16 protein-coding genes are annotated in these 24,052 nt (G+C 63.8%); 5 read left to right on the top strand and 11 right to left on the bottom strand.

Annotation, left to right across the window (positions count from 1 at the left end):
• The first annotated feature begins 56 nt into the window (after nucleotides 1-56).
• The 3 genes from PLAV_RS04895 to PLAV_RS04885 all read left to right on the top strand — a co-directional run bounded on the left by PLAV_RS04895 (nucleotide 57) and on the right by PLAV_RS04885 (nucleotide 5,203).
• Entirely contained in the window at nucleotides 57-1,226 is a 1,170-nt protein-coding gene (locus tag PLAV_RS04895) for an efflux RND transporter periplasmic adaptor subunit (RefSeq protein WP_012109840.1), read from the top strand.
• 20 nt (nucleotides 1,227-1,246) lie between these two features.
• Nucleotides 1,247-4,390, top strand: a complete 3,144-nt coding sequence (locus PLAV_RS04890) for an efflux RND transporter permease subunit (protein WP_012109839.1) — start codon at nucleotides 1,247-1,249, stop codon at nucleotides 4,388-4,390.
• A gap of 276 nt (nucleotides 4,391-4,666) precedes the next feature.
• The gene (locus PLAV_RS04885) at nucleotides 4,667-5,203 is read left to right on the top strand and encodes a hypothetical protein (RefSeq protein WP_012109838.1); all 537 of its coding nucleotides are present in this window, start codon (nucleotides 4,667-4,669) and stop codon (nucleotides 5,201-5,203) included.
• Here PLAV_RS04885 and PLAV_RS04880 read toward each other — a convergent pair.
• Nucleotides 5,184-5,810 carry a GNAT family N-acetyltransferase gene (locus tag PLAV_RS04880; RefSeq protein ID WP_012109836.1) on the bottom strand — a complete coding sequence of 209 codons (627 nt, stop codon included), beginning with the start codon at nucleotides 5,808-5,810 and terminating at the stop codon, nucleotides 5,184-5,186. The two genes, PLAV_RS04885 and PLAV_RS04880, sit on opposite strands and share 20 nt — an antisense overlap.
• 181 nt (nucleotides 5,811-5,991) lie before the next feature.
• On the opposite strand from PLAV_RS04880, the gene pepN reads away from it, so the two are divergent.
• Complete coding sequence (gene pepN, locus PLAV_RS04875; protein WP_012109835.1) at nucleotides 5,992-8,628, top strand: aminopeptidase N; 2,637 nt, start codon at nucleotides 5,992-5,994, stop codon at nucleotides 8,626-8,628.
• A 339-nt stretch (nucleotides 8,629-8,967) separates the two neighbouring features.
• Nucleotides 8,968-10,833 (top strand): PAS domain-containing sensor histidine kinase, encoded by a 1,866-nt coding sequence (locus PLAV_RS04870; RefSeq protein ID WP_049767715.1) that lies wholly within the window; start codon nucleotides 8,968-8,970, stop codon nucleotides 10,831-10,833.
• Between the two features lie 50 nt (nucleotides 10,834-10,883).
• Here PLAV_RS04870 and PLAV_RS04865 read toward each other — a convergent pair whose 3' ends face one another.
• The 10 genes from PLAV_RS04865 to PLAV_RS04820 form a co-directional block, all read right to left on the bottom strand.
• Nucleotides 10,884-12,269 carry a glutamine synthetase family protein gene (locus PLAV_RS04865; protein ID WP_012109833.1) on the bottom strand — a complete coding sequence of 462 codons (1,386 nt, stop codon included), beginning with the start codon at nucleotides 12,267-12,269 and terminating at the stop codon, nucleotides 10,884-10,886.
• Between the two features lie 72 nt (nucleotides 12,270-12,341).
• On the bottom strand, nucleotides 12,342-13,679 hold the full coding sequence (locus tag PLAV_RS04860; RefSeq protein ID WP_012109832.1) for an NAD(P)/FAD-dependent oxidoreductase: 1,338 nt from the start codon (nucleotides 13,677-13,679) through the stop codon (nucleotides 12,342-12,344).
• 17 nt (nucleotides 13,680-13,696) lie between these two features.
• Nucleotides 13,697-14,230 carry a periplasmic heavy metal sensor gene (locus tag PLAV_RS04855; RefSeq protein ID WP_012109831.1) on the bottom strand — a complete coding sequence of 178 codons (534 nt, stop codon included), beginning with the start codon at nucleotides 14,228-14,230 and terminating at the stop codon, nucleotides 13,697-13,699.
• Nucleotides 14,227-14,736: a hypothetical protein gene (locus tag PLAV_RS18760; protein ID WP_012109830.1), complete on the bottom strand. Its 510-nt coding sequence runs from the start codon at nucleotides 14,734-14,736 to the stop codon at nucleotides 14,227-14,229. The genes PLAV_RS04855 and PLAV_RS18760 overlap by 4 nt, the downstream gene beginning before the upstream one ends.
• A gap of 25 nt (nucleotides 14,737-14,761) precedes the next feature.
• A complete protein-coding gene (locus PLAV_RS04845) occupies nucleotides 14,762-15,340 on the bottom strand; it encodes an RNA polymerase sigma factor (protein WP_041536355.1) in 579 nt (192 codons plus the stop codon).
• A 115-nt stretch (nucleotides 15,341-15,455) separates the two neighbouring features.
• A complete protein-coding gene (locus PLAV_RS18755) occupies nucleotides 15,456-16,184 on the bottom strand; it encodes an EF-hand domain-containing protein (protein ID WP_012109827.1) in 729 nt (242 codons plus the stop codon).
• A gap of 170 nt (nucleotides 16,185-16,354) precedes the next feature.
• Nucleotides 16,355-17,656 (bottom strand): aminomethyl transferase family protein, encoded by a 1,302-nt coding sequence (locus PLAV_RS04835; RefSeq protein ID WP_012109826.1) that lies wholly within the window; start codon nucleotides 17,654-17,656, stop codon nucleotides 16,355-16,357.
• Nucleotides 17,653-19,263, bottom strand: a complete 1,611-nt coding sequence (locus PLAV_RS04830; protein ID WP_012109825.1) for a phytoene desaturase family protein — start codon at nucleotides 19,261-19,263, stop codon at nucleotides 17,653-17,655. The genes PLAV_RS04835 and PLAV_RS04830 overlap by 4 nt, the downstream gene beginning before the upstream one ends.
• Before the next feature lie 3 nt (nucleotides 19,264-19,266).
• Complete coding sequence (locus tag PLAV_RS04825) at nucleotides 19,267-20,865, bottom strand: phytoene desaturase family protein (protein WP_012109824.1); 1,599 nt, start codon at nucleotides 20,863-20,865, stop codon at nucleotides 19,267-19,269.
• Between the two features lie 229 nt (nucleotides 20,866-21,094).
• Complete coding sequence (locus tag PLAV_RS04820; protein WP_012109823.1) at nucleotides 21,095-24,043, bottom strand: bifunctional [glutamine synthetase] adenylyltransferase/[glutamine synthetase]-adenylyl-L-tyrosine phosphorylase; 2,949 nt, start codon at nucleotides 24,041-24,043, stop codon at nucleotides 21,095-21,097.
• Between the last annotated feature and the right edge of the window lie 9 nt (nucleotides 24,044-24,052).

The following is a 24,052-nucleotide window of genomic DNA, read 5'->3' as shown; positions in this document are numbered from 1 at the left end:
AACTGTGTATACCTTCTGCCGCCAGTCTGGCGGTATGGATTATGTGGGGCATCGATATGTATTTCCGAACCATGCGCCTGCCCGCCCGCGCGGCCGGGCTTTTCATCGCGGGTGCGCTGCTGCTGCCGCTGGCGGGCTGCGGCGAGGAGGAGCAGGCCGAGACCGCGGCGGAAGAAGCGATCGGTGTTTTCGCCAGCATGGTGACACGGCAGGAACTGGCGGAGCCTGTGACCGGCACGGGCACCATCGCCGCGCACAAGACGACGGTGCTGGGGCCGCGCGTCGACGGCATCATCGAGGAGATCATGGTGCGCGTCGGCGACCGCGTGACGGCGGGGCAGCCGCTTTTCCGCACGCGCGACGCCGAATGGAAGCTGAAGGTCGCGGAACTAGAAAATCATGTGCGGCTGGCGAGCGCCGAAGCGCAGAACGCGCAGAAGGGTTTCGCGCGCGCTGAGGAACTGCACGGCAAGGGCTTCGTCTCGAACGGCAAGCTGGACGATGCGCGCGCGGCGCGCGACGCGGCGAATGCGCGGCTCGGCATGGCGAAGGCGCAGCTCGCGACGGCGCAACAGATGCTCGAGGACTGCGTGGTGACGGCGCCCTTCAATGGCGTCATCACCAAGCGCGACGTGGACGAAGGCAAGTTCATGGCGACGCGAATGGGCGGCATGGGCGGCGACGGCGGCGGCGTGCTGCAGATCATGAAGATCGACATCGTGGCGGCGATCGTGAATGTGCCGGAAATCTATCTGTCGAAATTCAAGGTGGGCAGCAAGGGGAAGGTTTTCCTCGACGGCATCGACAAGAGCTACGACTCCTATGTCGCCATCCTCAACGACCGGATCGACCCGGTGACGCGCTCGGTGGAAGTGCGGCTGCCGATCCTCAACAAGGATTATGAAGTGAAGCCCGGCCTGTTTGCGCGGGCGGAAATCTATCCCGAGGCGCGCGAGGTGCTGGCGCTCGACCGCGCGGCGCTGCTGGGCAGCGAAGCCAAGCGGCATGTCTTCGTGGCGGAGAACGGACGGGCGAAACGCATCGACGTGACGGCGCGCCAGATCGATGCGACACGCGTCGAAGTGCTGTCGGGGCTGAAGGAAGGCGACAAGGCGCTTTCGGGCCCGAACGCGGCGCTGCTGATCGACGGCATGGCGGTGCGGATCGAGGGGTCTGACGAGCAGGCGCTTGCCAGCGATGCGGCCGCACAGCCGAACGTGAAATAGAGAGCGGACGGAGAGAGAGCATGTGGATTTCCGACATCTCGATCCGCCGCCCGGTTTTCGCGGTGATGATCATCGCGGCGCTGGTCGTGCTCGGCTGGATATCGCTCGGGCGCGTGGGCGTCGATCTCTTTCCCAAGGTGGAGTTTCCGGTTGTCGCGGTGACGACGGTGCTGGAAGGCGCCTCGCCCGAGGCGATCGAAAGCGACGTGACGGACGCGATCGAGGAGCAGGTCAACACGATCTCGGGCATCGAGACGCTTTCCTCGACGAGCGCGGAGGGGCTCTCCCAGGTCGTCATCCAGTACGACCTCAACGAGAATGTCGACGTGAAGGCGCAGGATGTGCGCGACAAGGTTTCGCTGGCGCGGCCGAACATTCCGCAGGATGCCGAACAATCCATCGTGCAGAAGGTGGACCCGGACGCACAGGCCATCATGTCGATCATGATTGCCGGCGACCTGCCGATCCGCGATCTCACGCAATTCGCCGACAAGGTGGTGAAGGAGCGGCTGCAGCGCATATCGGGCGTCGGCTCCATCGAGCTTGTCGGCGGACGCGACCGCGAGGTGCGCATCTGGCTCGACGCGGTGAAGATGCGCGCCTATGGCGTGGCGGCGGAAGACGTGACCTCGGCGCTGCGCCGCGAACATGCGGAAATTCCGGGCGGACGGCTGGAGACGCCGGGCGGCATGTCGGAATTTTCGGTGAAGACCAAGGGCGAGGTCACGAGCGTTGCCGATTTCCGCAATATTCTCGTCGCCTTCCGGCAGGACGGCGCACCGACGACCATCGGCGACATCGCACGGGTGGAAGACGGGATGGAGGACGAACGCTCCTATGCGGAACTCAACGGCAAGCGCGGCGTGTCGCTCGACCTGCGCAAGCAATCCGGCCGCAACACGGTGGAAGTGGCGCGCGCGGTGCGCGAGGAGCTGAAGGAAATCGAGAAGCTGGCGCCTGCCGGCATCGAGATGAAGACGGCGCGAGACACGGCGGTCTTCATCGAGGGATCGGCGGATGACGTGTTCTTCGACATCCAGCTCGGTATTGTGCTGGTGGTGCTTGTCACCCTCGCCTTCCTGCTTTCGATGCGCGCGACGCTGATCGTCGCCGTCGCCATGCCGACATCGCTCGTCGCGACGTTCTTTGCTTTCTATGTGGCGGATTTCACCATCAACATGATGACGCTGATGGCGCTGTCGCTTGCCGTCGGACTGCTGGTGGACGATGCCATCGTGGTGCTGGAAAGCATCTACCGGAAGCTCGAGGAAGGATTGCCGCCGATGCAGGCGGCATCGGAAGGCACCAAGGAAGTGGGGCTTGCGGTGCTGGCCGCCACCTTCTCGATCTGCGCGGTGTTTGTGCCTATCGCGTTCATGGACGGCGTTGTCGGACGGTTCTTCTTTCAATACGGGCTTGCAATCACCTTTTCGGTGCTGGTGTCGCTTCTCGTGTCGCTGACGCTGACGCCGATGCTGTCGTCGCGGATGCTGAAGCATGGCGAGACGGACCCGGCGAACTACAACCGCGTGGCGCGCTTTTTCGACGATGGCTATAACCGGCTCGATCGCTTTTACGGGCGGGTGCTGGAATGGGCGCTTGGCGCGCGGTGGATGGTGATGGTCGGCGCGGCGCTCACCATCGTTTTCGCAGTGGTGGTGGCGCGGTCGCTGCCGATGGCTTTCGACTCGCGAGCGGACCGGGCGGAATTTCTCGCGACCGTCGAACTGCCGTTCGGCGCGGGGCTGGAAGAGACGCGGGCCGTATCCTCGCGCGTCGCTCATGCGATTTCCGGCGTGCGGCATGTGCATACGGTGTTCTTCACCATCGCTTCCGACCCGCAGAAGAGCGTCAACAAGGCGTTCTTCTATGTCGGACTGACGGCGAAGGCGGAACGCGACGAGAGCTTCATTCCGATCATGGACGCGGCGCGCGTGGCGATGCTCAAGGCGGCGCCGGAGGCAAAGCATATTTCGCTTTCCGACGTGCCGTGGATTTCCGGCGGCGGCTTTTCCGACTATGCGATGCAATATGTGGTGCAGGGGCCGGACCTTGCGGTGTTGGAGGCGAAGGCCAATGAAGTGGTGGCGCGGATGCGCACAAGCCCGCTCTTCGCCGACGCCAAGACGAGCTACGATTCCGGCAAGCCCGAAGTGCAGGTGCATGTGGACCGGCGACGAGCGGCGGACCTCGGCGTGCCTGTGCGCTCGCTCGCGGAAACGATGCGCGCGATGGTGGGCGGCGTGAAGGCAGGGACGTTCGAGGAATTCGGCCAGCGATACGATGTGCGCGTGCGGCTGGAGGATGGGCAGCGCGACGACATATCGAAGCTCACCATGATCCAGGTGCGCTCGGCAAACGGCAACCTGATCGACATTGCCAATGTGGCGCGCTTCGACGTGGCGGCAGGGCCGGCGCAGATCGAGCGGCAGAACCGGGCCCGGCGCATCGCCATAGTCGCGAACAACCCGGAAGGCGCGGCGCTTGGCCCGGCTTCCGAAGAGATCGAGACCTATCTCGAAGATCTGAAACTTCCGCCCGGCTATTCATGGAGCGCGGAGGGCCGCTCGAAGCGGATGAAGGAGACGGGCGCGGCCATCGGCTTTGCGTTCCTGCTGGCGCTGATCGCGCTCTACATGATCCTGGCGAGCCAGTTCAACAGTTTCGCGCAACCGGCGATCATCATGCTGTCGGCGCCGCTTTCCTTTGCGGGGGCGTTCGTGGCGCTGAAAATATCCGGGCAGGAGATGACGATGTTCAGCCAGATCGCGCTTTTGGCGCTGATGGGGCTGGTGATGAAGAACGGCATTCTGCTGGTCGACTACACGAACCATCTGCGCGAAGCGGGCGCGGGGCCGCGCGAGGCGGCACTGAAGGCGGGGCCAGTGCGGCTCCGGCCCGTGCTGATGACGCAGATCGCAACCGTCTTCGGGCTGATCCCGGTGGCGATGTCGAACAGCCAGGGCGCGGAGTTCCGCAACGCCATGGGCATTCTCGTGATCGGCGGGCTCATTTCCTCGACGGTGCTGACGCTCGTCGTCGTGCCGGTCGCCTATACGCTGATGGAGGATGCGCGGGGGAAGGTGGCAGGGATCGGCGGGTCATTCCGGCGGCTCGAGCGACGGTTCGGCATCGGCAAGGCGCCGGGGGCGCCGGCGGAATAAAGAGGGCTTCCCTCCCTCCCCCTGAGGGAGGGCCGAAATTTGCGAAGCGAATTTCGGGGAGGGGTCGCGGCCTTACAAAAAATGAAAGTCCGTTCTTCGTGGCAGATCCCTTACCCCTCCCCAAACCGCTTGCAGCGGTTTGACCCTCCCTCAGGGGAGGGTGGGAAGGAGAGCCGGGGTGGAATTGGACTGAATGTCTTAATCCAACGCTAACCGGCGCTGGGCGATACTGAGAGGAGGATTTCTCTTTTCGGCTGGCCGGAGGTTCATCGTCAGATGGCGAAAGCGCAGTTCCATAAAAACCAGCGGGTCTATGTGCGGCCCGTGGGCACCTGGGCGGTGATCGAGCGGATCGTTCCGCAATGGGTGAAGGATATGGATGAGCCGTTGCGCATCCATTACGACGTGGGGCTTGGCCGGGACTTCGCGGCGAAGGAACTCGAAACCGAGGAAGTGTCGGCCCTTTCCCATCTCGATCCCGAGATGGAGGAATGGCATGTCGTGCGCGTGCCGAACAAGTGGCGCTCGGCGGATGAATGCGCGGGCCATCCCGTGCCCGGCACGCATCCCGTGGTCGTGACCGGGAGCCATGAAGGCGGCGGCTGGCGCGTGCCCGGCGTCGAATATGACATGACGCCGGACCGCGTGGAACTGCAGGCGAAGGTGATCGCGGCGGCGCCGAAGATGATGGTGCTGCTGCAGCGCGTTGCCGATTATGCGCGGACGAATGGCGAGAACCTGCCCGACGAGCTGATGAATGTGGCGGGCGATGCCGACATGCTGCTGACCGGCATCATGGGGCCGCAGGCTTAAGGCTCATTCCAAACCAGATCGTGCCCGAGGGCTTTGACGCGCGCTCGAGCTCGCGGAAGCCATAGGCGCGGTAGAAGGCCTGACCGCGCTCATTGACGGCGGCGACGCCGAGATGGACGCCGGACGAGCCGAGCGCGGCCATGCGCGGGAGCCAGCTATCCATCAATGCACGGCCAAGGCCCCTGCCCTGCAGGCGGGGCAGCAGATTGATATGCAGATGCGAGGGATGGGCGGCGACGATCCGATCCGGCGTCTTGTGAGGATGATGGATCAGGTAGCGGTAGGTCTCGTCCGGGCTCCAGCGCGTGGCGGGCGGCGACGGCTTCGGATAGAGCCCTCGCAGTTTCGGCCACCAGTTTTTCTCCTGCTCATCGGCGAAAGCGTGCGTATCGACGGCGCCGACGATATAGCCGCCGACGCCCTCCGCATCCTCGACCACCAGCGCGCATTCGGGCGCGAGGACGGCATAGGGCGCGGCATAGACATGGCCGATCAACCGCGGGTCTTCATGCAGGGCGGTGGCATCCGTGCCGCCGGCGCCGGTCTTCAGGGCGATGTCGTAGAGGGCGTCGAGATCGGCGGGGCGGACAGGACGGATTTCGGGCATCTATCTTTTCTTCTTTCTTTGCGGCTCCCCCTCACCCTTCCCACCTTCGGTGGGCCCCTTCCCTCTCTCCTGGGGGAGAGGGTGAGAAGGCTTGCGGTAACGCCGTAATTCCGCCATTCCGGTTGCCGATGCTAGAGTGAGATCGCGAACCTTCCCACCCCTGTTTTCCGAGTATTCCCGCATGAGAACCGAAGAGCCCCGCCCCATCCGGCTGAAGGACTATACGCCGCCCGCTTTCGCGATCGACGAGGTGAACCTCGATATCGAACTCGATCCCAAGGCGACGAAAGTTCATTCGCGGCTGTCGATGCGGCGGATGGGCGACGGGCCGCTCAGGCTCGACGGGGAGAAGCTGAAGCTCCTTGAAGTGCGGATCGACGGGGAGAAGCTCGGCGCCAACCGCTACAGCGTGGATGGCGAGCACCTGACGATTTTCGAGGTGCCGGAGGGCGACTTCACGCTGGAGACGGTGACGAGCTGCGCGCCGGTGGAGAACACGGCGCTGACGGGGCTTTATCTTTCGAGCGACATCTACTGCACGCAATGCGAGGCGGAGGGCTTTCGCCGCATTACCTATTATCTCGACCGGCCGGACGTTATGTCTGTATTCCGTACGCGGATCGTAGCGGACGAAAAGAAGGTGCCGGTGCTGCTGTCGAACGGGAACCCGGTGGCGAGCGGCAAGCTGAAGGGCGGCAAGCACTTCGTCGAGTGGCACGACCCTTTCCGCAAACCCGCCTATCTCTTTGCGCTGGTGGCGGGCGATCTCGCCCATGTCGAAGACAAGTTCACCACCATGTCGGGCCGTGAGGTGACGCTCAGGATTTTCGTCGAGAAGGGCAATGAGGACCGCTGCGACTACGCTATGGGCGCGCTGAAGCGGGCGATGAAATGGGACGAGGAAGCCTTCGGGCGCGAATACGACCTCGACATTTTCATGATCGTCGCGGTGAGCGCCTTCAACATGGGGGCGATGGAGAACAAGGGGCTCAACGTCTTCAACGACAAATACATCCTGGCGCTGCCCGACACGGCGACGGATGCCGACTATGCGGCTATCGAGGCGATCATCGCGCATGAATATTTCCACAACTGGACCGGCAACCGCATCACCTGCCGCGACTGGTTTCAGCTTTGTCTGAAGGAGGGCCTCACCGTCTTCCGCGATCAGGAATTCACGGGCGACATGCGCTCGCGGCCGGTGAAACGGATTTCGGATGTGCGGCTCTTGCGCGCGCACCAGTTTCCGGAAGATGGCGGGCCGCTCGCCCATCCCGTGAGACCCGACAGCTATATCGAGATCAACAATTTCTACACGGCGACCGTCTACGAGAAGGGCGCCGAGCTCTGCCGCATGATCCACACCATGGTGGGGCCGAAACGCTTCCGCAAAGGCATGGACCTCTATTTCGAGCGGCATGACGGCGAGGCGGCGACGGTGGAGAATTTCCTCGACGCGCTGTCGGACGGGGCGAAGATCGACCTCACGCAGTTCAAGCGCTGGTATTCGCAATCCGGCACGCCGGAAGTTCTGGCCTCCGGGCGCTACGACGCGGCGCGGAAGACCTACACGCTGAAGATGAGCCAGGTGTGTGCGCCGACGCCGGGGCAACCGATGAAGGAGCCCTATCACATTCCGGTCGCCGTCGGCCTTGTGGGCGCGAACGGGCGGGACATGAAACTGCAGCTCGACGGCGAGGAGAAGCCGGGCGCGACGACGCGCGTGCTGCATCTGACCGAACGGGAAGGCACATGGCGCTTTCGCAATGTGACGGAAAAGCCGGTGCCTTCGCTGCTGCGCGGCTTTACGGCGCCGGTGAAGCTCAACGCACATCTGAAGGAACGCGACCTCGTTTTTCTGATGCGGCATGACAGCGACAGCTTCAACCGATGGGAAGCGGCGCAACGCTATGCAACGGGGCTGCTGCTCTCGATGGTGGAAGCACGGGCAAGCGGCGGCACGGCGCGCAAGGGGACGGGCTTCGGCGAGATGATCCGCGACCTGCTGACCGCGAAAAAGATCGACCCGGATTTCGTGGCGCAGATCATCGCATTGCCGAGCGAGCAGACGCTGGCGCAGATGATCGGCCGGGATGTCGATGTGGACGCCATTCATGGCGCACGCGAGGAACTGCGCGCCTCCATCGCGGCGCAGACGAAGGACGAACTGCTTTCGGCCTATGAGAGGATGAAAGTGGACGGCCCCTATCGCCCCGAGGCGGAGGATGCGGGACGGCGGGCGCTGAGGAATGTCTGCCTCTCCTATCTCGCGGTGGCGCCGGGCAAAGACGGCGCGGCGCTGGCGGCGGCGCAGTTCCGCGAGGCGGACAACATGACGGATTCCATCGCCGCGCTGACGGTGCTGGCAAATATCGAGGGGCCCGAGCGGATTGCGGCGCTCGATGCCTTTTACAAGCGGTGGCAGAAGAACCATCTGGTGATGGACAAGTGGCTGGCGATACAGGCGACCTCTGCCCTGCCCGGCACGCTGGACGAGGTGAAGCGGCTGACGCAGCACCCGGCCTTCACGATGAAGAACCCGAACAAGGTAAGGGCGCTCATCACCAGTTTCGCCTCGATGAACCAGCTTCATTTCCACGACGCCAAGGGGGCGGGCTATGCCTTTGTCGCCGACAAGGTGCTGGAACTCGACAAGCTCAACCCGCAGGTGGCGGCGCGGCTGACCGGCGCCTTCAGAAGCTGGCGGCAATTCGGCCCGAAGCGCCGGAAGCTGATGGTGAAGGAGCTGAAGCGGATTGCTGGGACGGAAGGGTTGTCGCGCGATGTCTATGAGATCGCGACGAAGACGCTGGCTTGAGTTGCCGGTGCCCCGCAAATTTGACGGCGGGGGAAGCGGCAAGGTCCAGCCCCCGCCCCGAAAAATTCTTCGCGTTCCGCTCGAATTTTGTCGACCCGCCCCCCAGGGGCGGGTGAAGAGGGAGAGTGCGTCTCCCATAGCGGGACAGTGGGCTGGCGGGCGTTAACGCGGAATTAACGGTGATTCGGCAGGAGTCGGGTGAGTCCCGTTTGCATCTATTAACGAAAAGTTAACGGCAGCTATAGACAGCAGGACTCGCAGCACGAATCATCACTTGAAGCACGGTGATTCGTGGCCCGATTTACGGCAGGACGCGCGATACCGGATGCTAGAGTAGTCATGAGTGGCCAGCGCCGGACGGATGAACGCATGAGCGACGCGACGACGACACGGCAGGAAACGATGAAGTGGCAGGAAGCGACCGCGCGGCGGCACCGGTCGCTGCCCGCCGGGCTTTTGCCCCGCCTCGTGCTCGGCCTTTCGGGCGTTGCGCTCTTCGCTCTCAATGTGGCGCTCTATTCGGAGGAAGGCGGCTCGCGCACGCTGCTTTTTTCCTCGCTGCTTTCGGGCGGCTATCTCGCGCTTGCCTATATGCTGGTCAGGCTTCGGGAGTCGAAGCTCGAGGCGGAAGCGGCGCTGGTGGAGAACCAGCATCGTTTCGACATGGCGTTTGCGGGCGCGCGCTGCGGCATCTGGGACTGGGATCTCGGCGAGAACCGCATCTACTGGTCGTCGGCCATGTTCGACATGGTGGGGCTGAAGCAGCCTTCCAAGCGGCTGTCGCCGAACGAAATCAAGGCGATGGCGCATCCGGACGATGCCGGCGCCATAGACGAAATCGCCAATGCGGCGTCGCGCCCCTCGCGCTCCTACGACACGGCTTTCCGCCTGCGCCATGCGGATGGAAGCTGGGTGTGGATGCATGCCAAGGGACAGGTCTGGGGCGGCGGGCGCGCGGCGGGCGAAAGGCTCGTCGGCATCACCATCGACATTACCGACCAGAAGATCGCCGAAGAGCGCGTGCACGAAGCGAATGAGCGGCTGCGCGACGCCATCGAAAGCGTGGGCGAAGCCTTTGTGCTGTGGGACGCGGAGGGCAGGCTCGCGACAGCGAACAGCAAGTTCGGCGAGTTCCTCAATCTCGGCGAGGACTACATGCATCCCGGCGCACCGCGCGGCGAGATGATGCAGCGCGCGGGTGTGGGCGACGCCTGGCCGGTGTCGCAGGATGGCGGTGAAGCGGGAGCGGGCGTCCATGAAATCCGGCTGCCGACGGGGCGCTGGCTGCAGATCAGCGAGCGGCGGACGAAGAGCGGCGGGCATGTGAATGTCGGCACCGACATCACGGCCATCAAGGAACAGGAAGCGGCGCTGACCGACAACAAGGTGGCGCTGGAAAAGACGGTGCGCGACCTCGAAACCTCGCGGCGGAAGCTGCAGGAACAGGCGCGGCAGCTTGTGGACCTTGCGGAGAAATACGCCTCCGAGAAGACGCGCGCGGAAGCGGCGAACCGCTCGAAATCGGAATTCCTGGCGAATATGAGCCATGAGCTGCGGACGCCGCTGAACGCCATTATCGGCTTTTCGGAAATCATGGAGTCCGGGCTTTTCGGCGAACTCGGATCGCCGAAATACAAGGAATATGCGGGCGACATCCATGCGAGCGGGACGCATCTCCTCGAACTCATCAACGACATTCTCGACATGTCGAAGATCGAGGCCGGGCGGATGACGCTTGAGACGCAGCCGCTGGAACTTTCCGAAGTGGTGGAGGAATCGCTGCGGCTGGTTTCCGGCCGCGCCGAGGTGGCGAAGGTGCATATCGCCAACGAGATGGGGCCGCTGCCGACCGTCGACGCCGACAAGCGCGCGGTGAAGCAGGTGCTGCTGAACCTGCTCTCAAATGCCGTGAAATTCACGCCGGCGGGCGGCTCTATCCATCTGCGCGGCGAGACGAGCGGACGCTTCGTCACGATCTCGGTCGAGGACACCGGCATCGGCATTCCGGCCAGCGCGCTGCCGAAGATCGGGCGGCCGTTCGAGCAGGTGGAAAGCCAGCATTCCAAATCGCACAAGGGAACCGGGCTTGGCCTGGCGCTGTCGCGCTCGCTCGTGGAGCTTCACGGCGGCGCGCTCGTTCTCGAGAGCACGGAAGGCGTGGGCACAAAGGTCAGCTTTACGCTGCCGCTGACAGCGGAAGCCTGAAGCGTCTCCTATTCGAGGCAGGTTGTTGCGGCCCGCCCCAGCGTCAATTTTCAAAGATACCAGTCGTACTCCAGCGGTGAAATCGCGCGCTGGAATTTGTCGTATTCGAGCATCTTGGTTTCGGCGTAGACGTCGACATAGAGGTCGCCGAAATATTCACGCATCACATCCGAGTTGCGAAACCGCTTCAGGGCGCTTGGCAGGTAGAAGGGAATGGCTTCGTCCATGATTTCGCAGGCATTGCCTTCGGCGGGCTCGCCGGGGTCAATCTCGTTGACGATGCCGTAGTGGATGCCGGCGAGGATGGCGGCGAGCACCAGATAGGGATTGGCATCGGCGCCGGAGACGCGATGCTCGACGCGGCGCGATTCCGGCGAGCCATTGGGCACGCGAAAGGCGACCGAGCGGTTGTTGTAGCCCCAGGTGCGGTTGACCGGCACGAAGAGGTTCGGTCCGAAGCGGCGATATGAATTGAGGTTCGGCGCGAAGAGGGCCATTGCATCTGGCAGGGTTGCCTGCAAGCCGCCGATGGCATGGCGCAGGCGGTCGGAGCCGTCATCCGTGCCGTCGTCGAAAATGTTGCGCCCGTTCTCGTCTTCGACGGAACAATGGACATGAAGGCCGTTGCCCGTCTGATCGACAAAGGGCTTGGCCATGAAGCTCGCGAGGAAATTATGCTTGCGGGCGATGGCGCCAATCAGATGCCGCAGCATGATCGCATGATCTCCGGCCCGGACGACATCATTCTCATGCTTGAGGTTGATCTCGTACTGGCCGGGAGCGAACTCCGCCGTGGCGCCGGAAGCCGGTACACCCTGAGCGGCGGCGGCTTCGTCGATCTCCTTCAGGAGACCCATGAAGCCGTCGAGCTCGGTGATGCCATAGACCTCGTTCGCGGTTTCGCGCAAGCCAGTCGCCGGATTGATCGGCGCCTGCGGCCGGCCCTTGCGGTCGAGGTCCTTGTCGAGGATGTAGAATTCGAATTCGCAAGCGGCTATGGGGCGGAGGCCGATATCGGCGAGCTTCTTGACGACCGCCGAGAGCACATTGCGCGGCTCGAGCATGAGCGGCGTGCCGTCGTCGTTTTCCATCGTCATCAGGACTTGCGCCTGCTTCATGGACGCCCATGGAACGGGAACAATGGAGCCGGAGACGGGATGCGACTGGAGATCCGGATCGCCATCCGAGAAGCCCATGCCGAGGATGTCTTCGTTGACGCCGGTGACATCGAAGAAATAGAGCGACTGCGGCATCTGCACGCCGTCGGTGAAAACCTTCTCTGCCTCCTCGGACGGGAAGCGCTTGCCCCGCACCGTGCCGCACATGTCCACGAAGATCGTGTCGAGATAGTCGATTTCGCCATTCTCGGCGAGGAAGGCGTTGAACTCGCCCAAGGTTGCACGGCCGTGACGGCCCGGTCTTTCCCGATCGCTCATGATATCCCGTTTGCCGGATCCCACACATTTCCCCACAGCGAAGCTCGCGCTCCGCCGCACCAGAAAATGCACCTATAGGTCTGTGAGACGATAGTAACCGAGAGCAGCACGAAGATACCAGCGCCGCAGCGAAGGAAACGGAATGCGGGCCGGAGGTCCGCGAAAAGGCGCGGGAATACTTGAGAAATCGGCATTTCCAGCGATGAGCCGCGCAACCATGCGGCCGCTCCAGGGCGCGGCGGAAACACCATCTCCATGATAGCCGAGGGCGAAATGGACGCTCTCATCATCCGGCAGATGGCCTATCGAGGGCGTGAGGCGGCGGGCCATGCAGACGAAGCCGCGCCAATAATGCGTAACCGGAACATGAGCCCAGCCGGGAAAGACCTCGCGGAGGCGACGCTCCATGAAGCTCCGCATATGGGCGCCGTCTTCCGGCTTGCCTGTGAGATCGCCGCGCGCGCCGAAGAGGAAACGGCGATCCGGCAGCAGGCGATAATAGAAAAGATGGCGACGGGTATTGGCACAGGGGGTTTCGGTCTGCCAGCTCTGCGCGGCAAGTTCATCCGCCGTCAGCGGGCGGGTGACGATTATGTTGGACATGACGGGGATGAGATCACGCGCGATGGGATGAAGCCGGTCGCGCGTGAAGCCGTTGGTGGCGATGACGACGCGGCGGGCGCGGATGATGCCGGAGGAAGTCACGAGGCGGTGCAAGGCCCCTTCCCTCTCCCATGCCCGCACTTCCGAATGTCCGTGAAGCCTGGCGCCGGCGCGGGCAGCTGCTTCGGCAAGGCCGCGCGCAAAGCGAAGCGGGTGGAGACCGAAGCCGACGGGATTGTGCAGAGCGCCGAATTGTTCGGCGGAATCGTAATGGGCTTCGGCAACCTCCTCGCGCGGGAGAAGGCGCGCGGCGATACCGAATGTGCCATTGAGAAGATCGCGTTCATGCGCGAGTTCGGCGAAACGGGACCGCGCGTGCGCAACGTGGAGAGTTCCCTCGCCTTGCGGCTGGATTTCGATGTTTTCATCGCGGGCGAGAGTGCGGACAAGCTCGACGGCTTCGACCTGCGAGGCGATGAAGCGCTTTGCCTCCACCTCGCCGTAGCGTGCGATCAATTGATCGAGCGAGAGGCCGGTGGGCGGAAGCGTGCAGAAGCCGCCATTGCGGCCCGATGCGCCCCAGCCGAGAGGACCAGCTTCGAGAACACGCACATCGGCGGAAAAATCGCGGGCGAGATGATAGGCGGCGGAAAGGCCGGTATAGCCGCCGCCGATGATGGCGACGTCGCAGATTTCATCGCCATTGGGGCCGAGGTCGACGAGAGAGCCAAGAGGTGGCGCATCTTCCTCCCAGAAGCTCGCGACGGGCACCGCAGGGTCGTACATGCCCGAATGATACCAGGTCAATTTCCTGTCCCGTGCTTCTAGTCCGCAGGCGGAGCGCCGAGCCGGTCTGCGCCATCGCGGAAGCGGAACTTCATATGGCGCCTGTTTTCGGATTCGCGCATTGCCTCCGCGACACGGCGGCGCTGTTCCGGTGTCAACTGCGCGAAGCCCGCCATCATGGCGTTTTGCCCTATTGCCGTCATCTCGCGCATGGCGGCGTCCATATCGTCGAAAGCGGCGCGGACGGTGGCTTCATCATAAGGCTCGGCCGCGAGGGCCTCTGAAAGGCGCGACTTCGCATCGCGCATGGAACGCAAATGCGGACGGATGGCGGGGAAATGGCCGATCATGACCTTGCGGATCGCCGCACGATCTCCCTCCGGCAGATCCCTGAAGCTCTCGTGGAAAAGGCCGTGCATGGAGCCGCGCGGGCCGCCGCGATCCGGCGGCCCCATGATGAGGGGCACCGAAATGAGACCGAGAAGAAAGAGATTGACCGCCAGCGAGACGAGAAGAGCGGGCCCGAGCCAGCGGCGCCGCTTTTCGGGAGTGGGCGTATTCATGTCGCTCATTGCATCCAATCCTCCGGCCACACCGTATCGGCGAGAGCAAGCGAGATGAATTCATCGCCCGCCGCCGTGGTGTCGAGAGTAGCCGCTACGGCGGTGTTTGACGTGGTGGGCAGCGAAATATCCGTGACGGAACCAAGCATGATGCCGAGCATGATCGAAGCTGCCAGCGTGCCGGCCGGAAGGGCGGGTGAGCCATAGGGCCAGACCGCATCCACGAGACTACGCAGGAAGCCCCGGGCCGGCGCGGGCGCGGGCGCCTGGGGAAGGGCACGGGGGCGCGCGGCCATGAGGCGCGCGACCAGGGCTTCCGAGGGCGCCTCGGCAGGGGCCATATCGAGCAGCGTGTCGAAGCGGGAGGCGGCGGCGAGCAGCGCACGGGCCTCTGCGGAGGCGGCGAGCAGACCCTCCACGGCGGCACGCTCATCGGCGGGCCAGCGCGACGGGGAGGCGCCATAGGCATCGAGGATGCCTGCCAGCCGCTCCAGTGTGATTTCTTTTTGCATCATCTTCGATCCATCTGAATGAGCGTTTTCAGGTGCTCATGTCCTTTGAACGCAGCAACTCGCCTTTTTCCGTCGCCAGACTGCCACGTAATTGCCGTCTTGCGCGGGAGAGAAGGGATTCCACGGCCTCGACCGTTATCCCGAGGATTTCCGCGGCCTCTATATTGGTGAGGCCCTGATAGTGCGAGAGGACGATGGCGGCCCGCTGACGCTCCGGCAGGGCCTGAAGAGCGGCCTCGACGCGCTCCGCGAGTTCGCTCTGCTCGAGACGGCGATCGGGACCGGGCTCTTCGCTGGCGGGCTCCGGGATGGCGTCGATATCCTCGGTACCGCCGCGATTCTTCCGCAGGCGGTCGAGGCAGAGATTGGTGGCGACGCGGTGGAGCCAGGTGCTGAATTGCGCCCTGCCCGGCTCCCACTTGCCGGCATTGGTCCAGACGCGGAGGAACACCTCTTGCGCCACATCCTCCGCATCGGCCTGGCTGCCGAGCATCCTGCGGCCGAGGGCGGTGATGCGCGGCAAGTGCCGGTTCATAAGCTCGCGGCATGCCGCCTCATCGCCCAAGGCAACGGCGGCTACCAGTTCATCATCCGACGGCTCGTCCAACCAGCTGCATCCCCTTGTGCCGGCGGCTGGCACCGGACTTTGTATCCTGACCGGTCGCACGAAAGGGCGCCGGCTCATGCCGGCACCCTTCGCGCTCCGAAGCATTGCCTTCAGCCTACTCGGCTTTGGGCTTTTCCGCACCCTTGCCGGGCTTGCCATGCCGGAGTTCGCCCTTCTCGACCTTGCCGTCGCTGTTGGCGTCCATCTTCTCGAACATCCTGTCCGCAGCCGCCATCGCTTCAGCTTTTGTGATCTGGCCATCGCCATCCGCGTCGAGACGACCGAAAAAGTCACCACGCTTGCCTTCACGCTTTTCGCTGTAAACGTGCTTGCGATCCTTGCCGGCTGCCTTCATTTCCTCAAGCGTAAGGGCGCCATCGCCATCCTTGTCGGCGGAACCAAACCAGCTTTCGAGGCGGGTGGCGTGACGTTCGCTCGAGCCTTCCTTGCCACGTTCGGTCATGCGCTTCTCAGCGGCGGCCTTCAATTCGTCGAGCGTCACCTTGCCGTCGCCATCGGCATCCGCCGCGGCGAAGCGCTCTTCGGGATTCGCGTGACGCTTCTTCATAACGTCACGGAACTTTTCCTCCGCCGCATCGGCCTCGGCCTTGGTGACGACACCGTCACCATCGGCATCCATCGCGTTGAAGCGCTTCTCGGCGGCGGCGCGGGCCTCGGCCTGTGAAATGTCGCCGCTCTTGTCGGTGTCTACCGTTTCAAACATTCGGGCCGCATGGCCGCCCTTGCCGGGTTCGGCATGTGACATCGCCGGAATGGCGACAGCCAGAGCCAAAGCGGAGGCCGCGCCGAGCAGACCGAGTTTCATTTTGCCAAGTTTCAGCATCTCAATTCCTTTTCCCAGGTTGTTCCGTACCCCGGAGGTGTTCGAGCACCCGGCCGGTCCATTTGCTGCATTTATGGGCGGGGGGAGCCAATGCAGAGGACCGTCCGAGCACCCGTTACATCATCTAACGGGGTGCCGGAGATATTCCGTCGCGGGAGAAGGAAAGTTTTTCAGGGCTGCAGGAGGGCCGGAAGAGAAAGGCGGCGCGGGCGGTTCCATGCGGGTTCCGTCAGAACGCGGGCGGGAAGCATTATTTCGTTCACTGACAGGCCTTCGCGAAATTCCGCGCGAACGGTGAGATCCGGCGCGGCGAGCGCGGCGACGTCGATGGTTGCAAGCGCGATGTTGGCGGCGAGCGCCGGCGAGAAGCCGATGCTGGTGGCCGTGCCGACCTGTCGGGCGTTTGCGTGAATGGCAGCGAAACGCACGGGCTCCAGCCCATCGACGACAAGCGGCACAAGCCGGCGTTGCGACTCCACCAGCACGAGACGGCGGAGCGCCTCGCGGCCATTGAACAGCGGCTTCTCGAAGTCGATCAAGGGTTCGGGCCAGAGGTCGAATGGCGTACGCGCATCGGCGCTGTCAATGGCGGCGAAGGCGGAGAGATAGTCCTTGCCCGCACGGGGAAAGCCCGCCTCGAGCCGCGCCAGCTCGCGCAGGGCGAAGCCCGCAGGAACAAGCCCTCGCGCGGCCGAATGCTCCAGAAGGTGGCGCCATGCATGAGGCGCGTCGTCGGGATCTATCCAGATTTCGTATCCGAGATCGCCATTGGCGCCCGTGCGGCTCAGATAGGCCGGCATGCCGGCAATTTCCGTCCAGCGCGAAGCGGAGGGAAGGATATCCGCTATGTCCACGACACCCGCCTCGGCAAGAATGGCGGCGGCGAGCGGCCCCTGAAGGGAGATGGCGGCGAGCGACGCGCTGACATCCTCGATACGAACGCGGAAACCGGCCGCGCTGTCCAGCAGCCACGCAAGATGGGTTTCTTCCGTGACCAGACGATATTCATCTTCATCGAGGCGGAAGAGCATGCCGTCTCCGAGAACGAAGCCACTACCTTCGCAGAGGACGACATGAAGCGCGCGGTCGATCTCCAGCCTGTCGAGGCTTCGGGTGACGAGACGATCAAGATATGGCCGGGCGTCGCGGCCGGCGATGCGGTATTTCACCAGAGGCGAAATATCCATCATGGCGGCGCCGCCACGGAGGGCACGGTATTCGTCGCCGAGGTCGGTGAGGATGGCCGGTGTCGTATAGCCATTCCATGTCGTCCAGCGGTTCGTGCGGCTTTCGGCGGCGACGGCAAGATGCAGCGGCGTAGTGAGAACGGTGCGTGCGAAAGGCGGTTCTTCGCGCGTGTCTTCAAAGAGGGCGGGATCGATTACCGCCTGCTCGTCATGCGGATCGATTTCAGGCCCAGGCGCCACCGCCTCGCTGTCATCCTCCGGCGGAAGAAGAGTATCCGGGGTCATGCGGGCTCCTCCTCATTTCGCTGCCGGGTCTTTCCGGCGGGCATTTCCTCGATGATCGTTTCAACGGCAAGGAGACCCGGCAGGCCCGTGACGCCACCTCCCGGATGGCTGCCCGCGCCACAAAGATAAAGGCCGGGCACGGATGTGCCGTAGCGCCCGAAGGATGCAGCGGGACGGAAGCCGAAAAGACGATCGAGGCGGATGTCGCCCTGATGCCAGTCGCCGCCGGCAAGGCCATATTTATTTTCGATGTCAGGCGGCGTGAGGATTTCGCCGGCGACCATGATGTCTCCGATACCTGGTGCATAATGCTCGAGCGCGCGAACCACGCGCTGCACAAAGACTTCGCGGCGTGACTGCCAGCCTTGTTCGATTTCATATGGCGTGTAGTGGACGAGAATGGAAACTACATGATGCCCCTGGGGTGCGAGTGTGGCATCGGCGATGCTTGGCACGATGATTTCCATGACCGGATCGGACGCAAAGCCGCCCTGGCGGAAGACGGCACTTGCATGATCGAGCTCTTCGAGCGAGGGCGAAACGATCAGCCGCGCGCCATACAATTCCGGCGCAAGACCTGTGAACTCCGGGCGTCCTTCTAGCGCGAGATTGACCTTTGCCACGGCGCCCCTCGGCACGGGGGAGCGGAGCTGCGTGACGGGACCCGTTTCAAGTCGAGGCGCCCCCAGCAAATCCAGCATGGTGGCGCGCGGACCGGCGGAGGAGACGACGAGCGGCGCGCGAATGGCGGAGCCGTCTTCCAATTCGACTCCCGCGACCGCGCCGTCCTCGATAATGATGCGGGCTACGCGCGCGCCGACACGAATTTCACCGCGCTGGGCGGAGACGGCGGCGGCGAGCGCATCGACGACGGCACCCATGCCACCGACGGGCAGACGCGCGCCCTGCCCCTGCATTCGCATAGCCTCGCGGCAGATCGCACGGAACGCGGTGCCCGGAGCATAAGGCCCCTCGCCGCCACCGAGCGTGGCATCGAAGGCGAGCACGCCTTTCAGAAGCGGCGACTCGAAATCGGCATCGAGAAGATCGCCAATGCTTTCGGGCAGCATGCGCATCAGGCGGCGCATGGTTCTGCCGCCACTCAGTTCGGCACGCCAGACGATGCGGCGAAGCAGCCGCTGCAACGCCTCGGCATCACCGGATTTCGGTGGCCGCTCGGCGAAGAGCGGCGCGAGAAGCGCGGCAAAGGCCTGTAGACGGGCGAGATAGGCGCGATAAGCGGCAGCGTCTTTCGGCAGGCGCGCGGAGAAGGCGGCGAACTCCTTGCGGCTGCGCGGCAGGAGGAGATGCCTTCCATCGCGGTCGAGGGCGATGGTGGGCACATCTCGCGCCGCATAGCGCAGGCCATGTCTGCCGAGTTTCAACTCGCGTTCGATGCGGCGCGGAAATGCTTCGAGCAGGTGGGCCACGGAGGATGCGTGATAGCCGGGCGAGATTTCACCGGTTGTGGCGGCGCCGCCGAGATGATCTCGCGCTTCGACCACCAGCACGCGCCGGTGGGCGCGGCCAAGATATGCCGCGGCAACGAGGCCGTTGTGGCCACCGCCGATCACGATCGCATCGTATTTTTTGCCTCCCCATGCCATGGCTCAACGCCCTCCTTTCCGCCGCTCAAGAAGATGAGCGGCGGCGTTGGCGCCGGCACCCCCCGGGACGAGGGGCCCCGGATGCGCACTTGGCGAGCAAAGATAGAAATTCCCGAGCGGTGTTTCCGCGCTGCCCATACCGGGGAATGGGCGATTCATGAACATCTGATCGAGTGTCGTTTCGCCATAAGCGATGTCGCCGCCGGTGAGGCCGATTTCGCCTTCCAGATCGTTCGGGAGCAGGACCTCGCGGGCCAGGACGAGCTTTTCAATGCCGGGGCTTACTTCGGCAAGGCGCGCAATGACGAGATCGCCTAGTGCATCACGGCGCTCACCGCTCCACGCGCCTTCGTGGAGCGCATCGGGCACGAATTGGACCAGCGCGGAGAGCACCTGCTTGCCGGCGGGCGCAAGCGTCGCGTCATGCAAGGAGGGGATTAACACCTCGACCAGCGGATCGCGCGGCGGAATCCGGTGACGCCAGTCGGAAAAGGTGCGCTCCATCTGCGGAATGTAGCCCGCAAGACGGAAGCCGCCTGCAAGGGAGGGGCAGCCATGCGGCAGCGAAGGGAAATCCGGCAAGCCATCCAGCGCGAGATTGACCTTCGCGGTGACGCCCTTCATGCGGACGCGGCCGACGCGCTCCACCAGACCTTCGGGCAGGTCCCTCCACTGGAAGAGGCTGAGGAAGCTGCGCTTCACATCGAGGCTCGAAAGAATGGCACCCGCGCCGATTTCCTCGCCATTGGCGAGGACGACGCCACGCACCTTCCGGTCTTTCATCAGAATGTCGGTTACCTCCGCCTCCATGCGGACCTGCCCGCCATGGGCGGCGATGACGGCGAGCAGCGCACCTGTAAGCGCGGCGGGGCCGCCATAGGGCAGCAGCGTTTCCGGCGCGCCTCCCATAGCATCGCCCGTTTCCGCGAGCCAGGGGACGACAAGGCGAAAGGCGCCTGTCGGCGTGGACGGGCCGAGCGTGCCGCGCATGAGGGCGGCGGAAGCGAGATGCGCCTTCACGACGGGCGACTCGAAATATGAATCGAGAAACTCCGAAAGGGGAAGCGTCGAGAAGCGGACCATATCCGCAAGGTCTTCCGGGGCGATAGCGGCGATACGGTCGGCGAGATCGAGACGTGCGCGAAGGCCGGCGAAGAAGCCTTTCACGGGTGCGCGAACAGGACCGCCAAGGAGAGGGGCAAGCCCGCGTGCCGCCCGCAACATATCCCGCCGGTACCGCGTCCAGGCGTCGGCGTCGCGGCGCGAGAAGCGCGCGATTTCACGGCGATGGACAACGCCATCGCGATAAGCTGCATGGTAAGCGCCATCTGGGAAGAAGGAGACGCCGCCCTCGGCGCGGACGAAGCGGAGCCCGTGGCGCGGCAGGTCGAGACCGGCGACGATGCGGGCGGGCAAGCCGCCGCTGCCGAGCGTGTAACGCGGCACGCGGAACCCAGGCACGATTTCATATTCGGCGGAGAGCCCCCCTGCGGCGGCAGCGCGATCGAGCACCAGCACATCAAGGCCGCCCCGCGCCAGACTGGCGGCGGCAACAAGCCCGTTGAGCCCTGCTCCGATGACGATCGCATCGTGACGCACCATGCGCCTTACTCCACACACATCCAGATCGCGGCATGACTGCCGGAAATGGGACTTACCCGCAAGAAGCGTATCGAATTGACACGCATCGCGCGCGAGGCACTCGCAGACCGCGCCGGAACGGCGGGCGAGTTAACCAAGAATGTCCGGGCATTGCCTCACTTTGCGCGCGTTCCGGCCGATGACGGTTAACGCGCCGGCATCCCGGCCGACATGGGAGAGGTGCAATTTTTCAGCCAGCGGAAGCTGTCAGGATTCTTTCAAAGGCCTCAAGGACACGGCGCTGACTCTCGATCAATTCGGCTTCGAGGATCGGAAAATCGGGCGCGTCGCCCGCGCGGGCAAGCAGCGACTTGAGCCCAGGCGACGCCTCTGCCGGGTCGAAGACGCCTTCGACGCAGATACGTATGACCTGTGTCAGGTTGTGGTTGAGTTCGACGGCGCGGATGAGCATGTCGGCCATCTCCGCAGGCAAGAGGCCGGCGGCGGCAATGCGCTTGAGCGAGGTGCTGGTGTGCTTTGCGAGGATTTCCGGGTGTTCGTGCCCGTGGATCAACTGGAGATATTGGCAGATGAATTCGATATCGACGAGCCCGCCACGCACATGCTTCATCTCCCACGGGTCCTTGCTGACCCGTTCCTTCGCAATGCGGGCGCGCATGTCCGCGACATCCGCGGCGATTTTCGCCGGGTCTCGCGGCCGTCGCAGCGTTGCGCCGATTGCCTTTTCTATCCGCTCGCGGAGCTCGTCCGGCCCGTAAATAACGCGGGCGCGTGTGAGGGCCATGTGCTCCCACGTCCATGCCTCGCTTTCCTGATAGGCGACAAAGCTTTCAAACGCTGTAGCGATAGGCCCGGCATTGCCGGAAGGACGCAAGCGCATGTCTACTTCATAAAGCTTTCCTTCGGCGGTGGGCGCCGTCAGCGCGTTGATGAGCTGTTGGCAGACACGGGCATAATATTGCGAAGCGGAAACGGAACGCTCTCCATCCGACGCCGCGTCGTTATCCTCTAGGTCGTAGATCATGATGAGATCGAGATCGGAGGAGGCGCTCATTTCCTCACTCCCGAGCTTGCCCATGGCGACAACCGCGAAACGGCCGCCCGGCACATGGCCGTGCTTCTCGGCCACTTTCCGTTCTGCCACGGGCGCGAGCGCGGCGACCAGTTCCGAGGCGAGTGTGGCGTAGGCGGGGCCGGCCTCCTCCGCATCGGCACTGCTGGTCAACACACGGACACCGAGCCGGAAGCGATGTTCGCGCGCCCAGACGCGCGCAAAATCCAGCATGTCCTGATAGTCGGCGGCATGCACCAGCGCGGCAGCGAGGCTTTCATGGAGTTCGTCGCGACCGGGAAGAATTTTGAAGAAGTCCGGATCGACCACAGCTTCGAGGACACGCGGGTTCTGGCTCAGATAATTCGCGAGGCGCGGTGCGGTGCCACAGATGCCGGCCAGCAGATCGAGCAAACTCGGATTGGAATAGAGCATCGAAAAGAGCTGCACGCCCGCAGGCAGGCCTGTCAGGAACTTGTCGAAGCGATCGAACGCCGTATCCGGATTGGAGGTGCGCGACAATGCGCGCAACAAGGCGGGCATGAGACTGGTAAGAAGTTCGCGCGAGCGCGTGGCACGCGTGGCGGGAAAGCGGCCGGTATGCCAGGCACGAATTGCCTCCGACATTTCGGATGCCCGGTGGAAACCGAGCCCGCGCAAGGTTTCCAGTGTGTCGGGGTCATCCTCCGTGCCTGTGAAAACGAGACTGCCCCTCTCCTCGCTCAGGGGCGGCGCGGTTTCAAAGAGTTTTGCATAGTGATCGCGCACGCATTCGAGGCGGCGGACGAGTGCGGCGGCGAATTCGGCACGGTCCTTGAAGCCCATGAAGCACGCGACGTGATCCAGCCCTTCATCACTTGAGGGCAGCGAATGCGTCTGTTCGTCGTCAATCATCTGGAGGCGATGTTCGAGCGTGCGGAGGAAACGGTAAGCCTCTTTCAATTCGGCGGCAGCCTCAGGCGCGATCCACTGCTTGTCGGCCAGTTCATCCAGCATTGCGCAGGTTTGCTTGCCGCGAAGATCATGGTCGCGGCCGCCGGCGATCAATTGCTGGGTCTGGACGAAGAACTCGATCTCGCGAATGCCACCGCGCCCGAGCTTGATGTTGTGACCGGCAACGGCGACGGCACCATGGCCGCCGACCGCATGGATCTGGCGTTTCATCGAATGGATGTCGTCGATGGCAGCGAAGTCGAGGTTTTTCCGCCAGATATAGGGCGTCAGCATTTTCAGGAAGCGCGTGCCTGCTGCCATATCGCCGGCGACAGCGCGGGCCTTGATGAACGCAGCGCGCTCCCAATTCTGGCCGCGACTTTCGTAATAGCTTTCGGCGGCAGGGAGCGACACGGCGACCGGCGTGCCTCCCGGGTCCGGGCGAAGGCGCAGATCGGTGCGGAAGACATAGCCTTCGGCGGTGCGCTCCTGCAGCAGCTTCACGAGATCCTTGGTGAGGCGGACGAAGAAATCGCTGTCGTCGAGCCCCTGCTTCAGCGGCAGCTGGCCTGGCTCGTAAAAGACGACGAGATCAATGTCGCTGGAATAGTTCAGCTCGCCCGCGCCGTATTTTCCCATGCCGAGAATGACAAGACCCGAACCTTCAGCCGAAACGTCATTCGGATCGCGCAACAGCTGACCGCGCGCGGCGGCATTGCGGAGAAGCCACGCAATGGAGGCGCCGACGGCGGCGTCCGCGAAGACGGTGAGTGCCTCGGTCACCTTTTCGAGAGGCCAGGCGCCCGTTACATCGGCGAGGGCAATGAGGAGAGCCGCTTCCGACTTCGCAGTGCGCAGCTCGGCCATGATTTCCGCTTGTGTTTCAGAGGCGGCGGTGCCGGCCACACGCGCCAGCAGATCGTCCAGCGCCACCTCCGGCGCACGGGTGAGCAGGCGCGAAAGCCACTCCGGATGGAGACGAATGATACGGCCAAGGAAGGGTGAGTTGCCGAAGATGGACGCGATCAAACGCCGGACCGGCTTCTCGTCGAGGAGCTTCGTGAGCGTGGGGTCGCCTATCCGCGCGAGCGCGGCGTCGAGATCTTCCATTTCGCGGGAGACCCGGACCTCGTCATAAGGCGCGGGTGCATTCGCCGCCAACTCCCGCAGCGCCCGCGCGCCTTCTTCACTCATCACCCGTTC

This window comes from Parvibaculum lavamentivorans DS-1, from assembly GCF_000017565.1.
Taxonomy (GTDB): domain Bacteria; phylum Pseudomonadota; class Alphaproteobacteria; order Parvibaculales; family Parvibaculaceae; genus Parvibaculum; species Parvibaculum lavamentivorans.
Note: the sequence above shows the minus strand (reverse complement) of the source record. Positions and strands in the feature narration are given on the sequence as shown.